The sequence below is a fragment of the Pseudorhodobacter sp. genome (assembly GCF_030452865.1).
Taxonomy (GTDB): Bacteria; Pseudomonadota; Alphaproteobacteria; order Rhodobacterales; family Rhodobacteraceae; genus Pseudorhodobacter.
This window is the reverse complement of record NZ_JAKDLJ010000153.1, coordinates 1-7,873: the sequence shown is the minus strand read 5'-3', so window position 1 is coordinate 7,873 and position 7,873 is coordinate 1. Positions and strand designations below refer to the sequence as shown.

The following is a 7,873-nucleotide window of genomic DNA, read 5'->3' as shown; positions in this document are numbered from 1 at the left end:
CCGGGGTCAGCCCAGTTTCGCCGCCTCGGATGCCAAGGCAGTGATCCCGGCCCATTCGCCTGCGGTTACCATGCCCGGCGGTGCCACCCATGATCCGCCAACGCACATCACATTCGACAGCCCGAGATAATCGCGCGCGTTTTTCAGGCTGACGCCGCCGGTCGGGCAAAACCGTACCTGCGGGATCGGCGCGCCAATGGATTTCAGCGCCGGTGCGCCGCCCGATGCCTCCGCCGGAAAGAATTTCTGCACCGAATAGCCGAGTTCCAGCAAGGTCATCACCTCGGTCGCGGTTGCGGCACCCGGCAGCAGCGGCAGGTCATATTCCGCGCAGGCCTCTAACAGTTTTGGCGTCGCACCGGGGGATACGCCGAACCGCGCCCCCGCCGCCTTCGCCGCTTTCACATCCGCCGGGGTCAGCAGGGTTCCCGCGCCGGGAATTCCGCCTTCAACATCGGCCATCGCGCGGATTGCATCAAGCGCGGCGGGGGTGCGCAGCGTCACCTCCAGCACCGGCAAACCGCCTGCGACCAGCGCGCGCGCCAGATTCGCGGCGGTGCCTGCATCATCCACCACCAGCACGGGGATAACCGGGGCCATCCGGCAAAGCTCGGCGGCGTGTCGGGATTGTTCGGCGGGCGTCATAGCGGTTTCCTAACCTGTCCGAGGGTGCGCAGGTCGCGCCCCGATTGCGGGTTTGTGCAGAAATATCGTGTCGTCAGCAAGTCTGTATGTTGGCTTTCATGTCCGAAAAGGGATGCCCCTCACACCACCCGCGCGCCTTCCGTCGCGGGGCCGACGTTCTGGCGGAACATCTCGAACAATTCCCGCCCGATGCCGTGGTGATTGCCTGACAGATCGGCCTGAACCGGTGCGCGCGCGTCCAGATCGACGCCGACCACGTCCAGCACCCCGGTCTGCGCATCCAGCCGAACGAGGTCGCCGTCCTGCAACTTGCCCAAAGCCCCGCCGCACGCCGCCTCGGGCGAGACATGGATGGCAGCAGGCACTTTTCCCGACGCTCCGGACATCCGGCCATCGGTGACAAGCGCCATCTTCAAGCCGCGATCCTGCAACACCGACAGAATGGGGGTGAGGGAATGGAGCTCCGGCATCCCGTTCGCGCGCGGGCCTTGGAAGCGCACGACCACCACGGTATCGGAGATGAACTCGCCGGCGCGGAAAGCGGTTTTCACGGCGTCCTGACTGTGGAAAATACGGGCGGGGGCTTCGATCACGCGGCGTTCGGGTGCAACGGCGGAAACCTTGATCACGCCGCGCCCCAGATTGCCGGAAAGCTGTTTCAGCCCGCCGATGGCGGCAAATGGCTCGCTCACCGGACGCAGGATCTTGTCGTTCAGGCTGTCGGTCGGCCCATCTTCCCAGACCACTGCCTTGCCTTGCAGCTTCGGTTCACGGCGGTATGCTTCCAGCCCTTCGCCGAGGATCGTCTTGCTGTCGGGGTGCAACAAACCGGCATCCAGCAATTGTCCGATCATGAAGCCAAGGCCGCCTGCGGCGTGGAAATGATTCACATCCGCAAGTCCGTTGGGGTAGACCTTGGCCATCAAAGGCACCGCTTCGGAAATATCGGCGAAATCCTCCAGATCCAGCACGACACCCGCTGCATGGGCCATCGCCGGCAGATGCAGCACGAGGTTGGTCGAACCGCCCGTCGCCATCAAGCCGACCATGCCGTTGACGAAACTGCGCTCATCCAACACTTCGCCCGCCGGGATGAAGCTGTTGCCAAGGGCGGTGATTGCCGCCGCCCGTTCGACAGCAGCACCCGTCAACGCATCGCGCAAGCCATTGCCGGGGTTGACGAAAGACGCGCCAGGCAGGTGCAGGCCCATAAACTCCATCAGCATCTGGTTGGTGTTGGCGGTGCCGTAAAAGGTGCAGGTGCCGGGGCCGTGATAGCTTGCCATTTCCGCCACCATCAGTTCCTCGCGGCTGGCCTTGCCTTCGGCGAACGCATTGCGCACCGCTGATTTTTCGTCATTCGGCAGGCCTGAAGGCATCGGACCCGCGGGCACAAACACCGCCGGAATATGGCCGAAGGTCGCGGCGGCGATCACCAACCCCGGCACGATCTTGTCACAAACGCCCAGATACAAAGCCGCATCAAAGACGTTGTGCGACAGCGCCACCCCTGCCGCCAGTGCGATGACATCGCGCGAAAACAACGAAAGCTCCATCCCCGGTTGGCCTTGCGTTACGCCATCGCACATCGCAGGCACCCCACCCGCAACCTGCGCTGTTGCCCCGGCGCGGCGGGCAGCGGAGCGGATCAGGTCGGGATAGCGCTCATAGGGTTGGTGCGCCGACAGCATGTCGTTATAGGCGGTCACGATGCCAAGGTTCGGCGCGCGGGTTGCGGCCAGTACATCCTTGTCGCTGCTGGCGGCATAGGCATGCGCCTGATTGCCGCAAGACAGATGCGCCCGCGCCGGTCCCTTCGCCACCGCCGCCGCGATCCGCGCCATATATTCGCCCCGGCTGTTGGCGGAGCGGGTGCGGATACGGTCGGTCACGCGGTCGATGGTGCTGTTCAGGGTCATGGCAAGCCTCATGGATGGTTCAGTGCATGTTAGCGCTAACCAGTGGCGATTGGAAGGGAAGTGAACAGAATTTGTCATCCTTGCATGGCTGGACGGCGAAATTTCCCCGGTTTAGCGTATGGACCAATTGCGGAGCGGATCAATGCGCCAAATCCTGTTTGTGTTGCTTTTCAGTCTGGTCTTCGGGCAGGCAGGGCCCGCCTGTGCCGAAGCCTATACCGAGGCGCAAATGAATGCCGATGGTCAAAAGGTCGAATCGCTGTTCGTCGCGGGTGATTTTCCGGCAGCCTCCGCACTCGCCCATCGCCGCTATCTTGCCAGTCAAACTGCGTTTGGTCCCACAACGATGGTGACGCTGGAGGCGGGGCTGGTCTGGGCCAATATCCTTCGGATGCAGGAGGAAGGTCGCGACGCGGCCAATGCCTTCGAAGACCTCTACATCCTGACCCGTGCAAATTACCTGCCCGGCCACGCACTTTACGCGAAAATGGCCATGGGTTATGGTTTGGCACTGTCCGACATCGGGGAGAATGAGCGGGCATTGCCGTTGATTCAACAAGGCGTTTCCGCCGCGGAATTCATCATCGGGCCAGATGCAATCCTGACTCTGACATGGCGCCAAAACCTCGCGACGCTTTATGCGTCAATGGGCATGACCGAGGACGCGCTCGCCGAATATGGTCGCATCTTTGCTGTGCTCGACGCAAATCCAAACGACGAGAACCTGAGCCTTCGGAGCAACGCACACCAGGTCCGCGCGCTGATCCTTTTGAAAGCGGATCGCTGGGGGGAAGCGGCAAACGAGTATGAAGTCGCCTTGCCGCTTCTGGCGGAAAAATGGGGCGAGGCGCATCCGTTTTTCATCAAGCCCTTGCTTGACTATGCTGACAGCCTTTGGCCGCTGAAAGAGATCCCGGCGGCGCTGGAAATTCTGGATCGGGCAGAACCGCTGATCGCCGAAGTCTTTGGGCCGCAAAGTCTGGAACAGGCAAAGGCAATGCAAATCCGCGGGCTGGCATTGACGGTCGATGGACCAACTTCCGCCAGCTTTGATGATGGGTTGATTGCGGTGTCCCGCGCGATTGAAATCAAGGCCACTGTTCTGCCCGCAGACAGCCCCGAACTGGGCTCCAGCCTGTTGGAATATGCGGCGATGCTGCGCGACCGTGACCGACCGGGTGAGGCGCTTGACTATGCGTTGCGGGCGGAAGTTGCAGGGAATCGCAGCCGAGGCGTGTTGCTAGGTGCCGCACTGGAAGCCTATGCAGCGGGCGAACTTCCCGCCGGTGATGCCGGACCGCTGCTGTTTCGTGTCGTGCAGGAGGCAACGAATTCGCAATTGAACCATACCACGCGGCAGCTTGGTGCAAGGCTCGCTCTGGGAGAGGACAAAGGTGGTGCCTTGCTGCGTGAAATCACCGACCGCGATCTCCTTCAGACGCAAATGCAGTCGGAGTATCTGAGCTTTGCCAGCCTGCCTTATGCACAACGCGATCTGGCCTCCGAGGCGGTATTGCGTCAGAAGATTCAGGACAACGCCACCGCTCGCGAAGCAGCTCTAGCCGTGCAGGATCGTGATTACCCTGATTTGACTGACCTGATCGGCAACGGATCCCTGTCGCTGGATGAGTTGCGCGACCTGCTGGGCGCAGACAGCGCGGTGATCGTCCTCGATACTGCGGAAAGCGGTAGGGAGAAAGGCGTCGTTCTTGCCGTCACTCGCGATGACCTCCGCTTTGCCGAAGTGGACCGTCTTCCCGAAATTCTGGAGGAGAGTGTTGCGGAATTGCGCAGCAGCATTTCGCTGCAACTCGGCACCCGCGCGGCGGTGTCGCTGTCTGACCCGGAATCCGAACCGCGCAAAGGGTTTGATTACTTTGACGCCGCGTGGCTTTACCGCGAAACCATCGGCAAGGTGGATGACATCTTGCAGGGCAAGACCCATCTTTATGTCGTGACCAAGGGCGCGCTGGCGTCGCTGCCGCCGCAAATGCTGATCGTGAAGGATGATCCAGCCTCTGACCTGCAATCCACCGATTGGCTGATCCGGCATTATGCGGTGACGGTTCTGCCCTCGGTCTATGCGCTGAAACTTGCGGGGTTGGCGGCGAAAGGGCAGGGTGACCAGCTTGCGATGCTGGGTTTTGCTGATCCGATTTACGACGTTACCGCCCAGAATGTCGAGGCGATGATTGTCGCGGATGCGGGGCCGGCTGCCTCTGTGCTGCGCGGCGCGTTGGCCCCATTGCCGGAAACCGCAGCGGAGTTGTCGGCGGTTGCCGCCTCGCTTGGCAACGAGGCGGAACAACTTGTCGGTGCGGATGCGTCGGAACGGGCCGTGAAGGCGGCGGATCTCTCGCGTTACCGGATGCTTTATTTCGCGACGCATGGCTTGGTGTCGGGCGATGTCGTCGGCGCGCAAAGCCTTGCGGAACCGGCGCTTGCGTTGACGGCGGGGCAGGGCGAAGACGGGCTGTTGCTGGCATCCGAGATCGAAAACCTGAAGCTGAATGCCGATCTGGTGGTGCTGTCCGCCTGCAATACCGCGCAGGGCGACAAGCCGGGGGCAGAGGCGCTTTCGGGGCTGGTGCGCTCGTTTACCTATGCAGGTGCGCGCGGTCTGATGGTGTCGCATTGGCCAGTCGAAAGCCGGTCCGCCGTGCGGCTGATGACCGATATGTTCGCGCGCCGGGCGAATGACCCAAAGCTCGGCATCGCGCAGGCACAACAGCAAGCCATTCTGGCGATGATTGACCATCCGCCAAATCCGAAATGGTCACATCCGGCCTATTGGGCGCCGTTCGTACTGGTCGGCGCACCGCAATAAGCGTGCTAATCTTTCACCTTAGAGTTGCATTTCGTGACAATTGCGCAACGATTGTTTCAGTAGCGTCATCAATCTTGACGCTGAACGGCATTGTTTCGCATTTCGGCCATATTTGACCCGAAACTTGGAAGCAGAGTTTTGACTATTGATTGATGTGTTGCGGGGAAAGCCATGCGAACCTTTCGTCTTGTACCTTTGCTCGGGGTCGCGTTCGGGATTGCTGCCTGTGCCGCGCCGGATGTGGCCTCGCGCAATGGCTTTGCTGATTCTTCCCCGGTTACCGATTATGCCATGCGTCAAACCGCACTCGCCCCGCAATATGACGTGAAATCCTTGCGCGTCGCAGTGCCGGAAAAGCTGCGCGCTGCGGAAAACCGTGGCCTCTTCATTCAGCCGGATATCCTGTGGCGTGGGGAGCCTGCGGGCGAACGCCATGGACAAATCGCAGCGATGTTCACCGAAGCGTTGAAAACGGCGGTGGCACAGATGACCACTGGCCCCGAAGTGGTGATCGAAGCGGAAGTGACCCGCTTTCGTGGCCTGGACGACACGGCCCGCCAACACGGCGGTGGTCGCTATGACATCGCCTATCTGCTGACCGTGCGCGACTATCGCACCGGACAGGTGGTCGACGGGCCACGCCTTGTAAAGCAGACGATCACCGAGCCGATGCCAAATGCGGCGCGGGCGGAGAATGAGCGCAGCTTCGTGGTAATTGCCTTGCGCAACCGCGCCCGTCGCGAATTGTCGGCAGAGTTCGACAACGCACGGAGCAGCCGTAACACCGGCCCGATTGCGCTGACCCCCGGTCGTCTGATGGAACAATCGCCCTTGCCGTTGTAGCTGCCCGATCCCGGCCGCCACGGCCCGGCATTTGGAGAATCGGGTTTCAGTTGATGCTTGCGGCCCCCTTGTTGCACCTGAAGTACAAAAACACTTCGCGGGATTTTGATCGGAAATGCGTTCTACAAGCGACACGCTTCGTCAGCCCCGTCGCCTTTGATCGGGTTTTCACCGGGCCGCTGCATTGTTCCGCGATCAACAGGGATGCAGGCCCGCGTTTGAAAAAGCGTTTCCCCCTCTTGCACGGCCCAGACTCATCGGGTATTCAACCGCCAGCGGGTGATTAGCTCAGTTGGTAGAGCGCTTCGTTTACACCGAAGATGTCGGCGGTTCGAGCCCGTCATTACCCACCAATTTCAAACCTTTGGCGGAAATCGTGCCCCTCCCTCGGCGGCGAGCGTGAGCATTTGCCGTTTTTGCTGTCAATCGTAGCGGATTATTCCTCAACCATCACGATCAAATACCGCATTGGCCGCTTGACGCCGTGCGCGCCCTTCCGTAATACCCCTTCACGTTCGGGCGGGCCCGGATGGCACATGCGGTTGTAGCTCAGTTGGTTAGAGTACCGGCCTGTCACGCCGGGGGTCGCGGGTTCGAGCCCCGTCAACCGCGCCAGCCATCCGCCCGCCCCGAACGTGATTGAAATGCGCGGTTGTAGCTCAGTTGGTTAGAGTACCGGCCTGTCACGCCGGGGGTCGCGGGTTCGAGCCCCGTCAACCGCGCCATTTCCCCTATCTTTCCGATGAAGCGAGACGTTGCGGTACGATGTCATTGACCGCTCCGTTCCGTGCGGGTCGCTCCCCGGTGCACGACGCCGAGGCCATTCGGTTTGATTGGCATTGTGCGGCTGGCCAGGCGCGCACCATGTCACGCTGTTTCACTGTGCGTGACAGCTTCGTGGGCCACCCTTGTGCAACCGCGATGCGCCGGAGTATTCATTCAGCGGGTTGCAGGACATGCCGGGCAATCCTCCGCCGACGCGACACGCCAAGATGAAACCCGAAGGAAGCTGTGCCCCGTGGGGGTCGGCTGAAGGCGGAGATCCTGAAAATGCGCAAGTTGGCCTTGCCCTCCGTTTTCGCGGTGGTGATGGCTGTTGCCCCGATGGCTCATGCCGCGACGAGCGCGACATGCGCGGTGAAATCCTATGACGCCAAGACCATGATGCTGACACCGGAAGACGGCAGCCAGTATCAGATGTCGAAGGCGTGGAAGGATTCGGCTTTGAAGCCGGGTGAGAAGGTCGCTTTTGCTTCGATTCTGAAGGGAAAGATCCATGAGGCCCGTCGTCTGAAAGTGATGAAATAAGCGCCGCCCTCCCTGTCGGACGCTGCACATGGGGGACCACTGGCCCCCTGTGTCATTTCCTGTGTCACGTCTCAGCTCCAGGCTGTCGCGCCAGATCGTCTGATCTGGTCAGCGCCGCCCGCGAGCCGCCGCCATTGCTGCCCTTTGCCGTTTCAACCCAGCTTGATGCGATAGCGCACATGCCCGTCATATGGGGCGTAACTGTCATAAAGCGCACGCGCGCGCGCGTTGGCCTCATCGGTATGCCAGTAAAGCCGCGAATAACCGTTCTCTCGGCAAATCGCGATCAGATCGTCCAAAAGCGCCCGCCCGAGGCCACGCCCCCGCGCGG

Annotated in this window: 6 protein-coding genes and 3 tRNA genes; 6 read left to right on the top strand and 3 right to left on the bottom strand. The window is 61.3% G+C overall.

From position 1 onward, the window contains the following. Positions 1-6: 6 nt before the first annotated feature. Together eda and edd are read right to left on the bottom strand one after the other, a co-directional pair. A complete protein-coding gene (eda, locus tag L0H65_RS10395) occupies positions 7-645 on the bottom strand; it encodes a bifunctional 4-hydroxy-2-oxoglutarate aldolase/2-dehydro-3-deoxy-phosphogluconate aldolase (protein WP_301458805.1) in 639 nt (212 codons plus the stop codon). A 119-nt stretch (positions 646-764) separates the two neighbouring features. Beyond that, positions 765-2,564: a phosphogluconate dehydratase gene (gene edd / locus L0H65_RS10390; RefSeq protein ID WP_301458804.1), complete on the bottom strand. Its 1,800-nt coding sequence runs from the start codon at positions 2,562-2,564 to the stop codon at positions 765-767. 142 nt (positions 2,565-2,706) lie between these two features. On the opposite strand from edd, the gene L0H65_RS10385 reads away from it, so the two are divergent. From L0H65_RS10385 to L0H65_RS10360, 6 genes are all read left to right on the top strand, one after another. Then, the gene (locus L0H65_RS10385) at positions 2,707-5,391 is read left to right on the top strand and encodes a CHAT domain-containing tetratricopeptide repeat protein (protein WP_301458803.1); all 2,685 of its coding nucleotides are present in this window, start codon (positions 2,707-2,709) and stop codon (positions 5,389-5,391) included. A 171-nt stretch (positions 5,392-5,562) separates the two neighbouring features. Next, positions 5,563-6,234: a DUF6778 family protein gene (locus L0H65_RS10380; RefSeq protein ID WP_301458802.1), complete on the top strand. Its 672-nt coding sequence runs from the start codon at positions 5,563-5,565 to the stop codon at positions 6,232-6,234. Between the two features lie 277 nt (positions 6,235-6,511). Further along, positions 6,512-6,587: transfer RNA gene (locus tag L0H65_RS10375), tRNA-Val, on the top strand. 185 nt (positions 6,588-6,772) lie between these two features. Further along, positions 6,773-6,849, top strand: a tRNA-Asp gene (locus L0H65_RS10370). 33 nt (positions 6,850-6,882) lie between these two features. After that, a tRNA-Asp gene (locus L0H65_RS10365) sits at positions 6,883-6,959 on the top strand. Positions 6,960-7,284: 325 nt separating this feature from the next. Beyond that, the gene (locus tag L0H65_RS10360; protein ID WP_301458800.1) at positions 7,285-7,542 is read left to right on the top strand and encodes a DUF1344 domain-containing protein; all 258 of its coding nucleotides are present in this window, start codon (positions 7,285-7,287) and stop codon (positions 7,540-7,542) included. Positions 7,543-7,694: 152 nt separating this feature from the next. On the opposite strand, the gene L0H65_RS10355 is transcribed toward L0H65_RS10360, so the two are convergent. After that, on the bottom strand, positions 7,695-7,873 hold a 179-nt coding region (locus tag L0H65_RS10355; protein ID WP_301458807.1), incomplete at its 5' end, for a GNAT family N-acetyltransferase.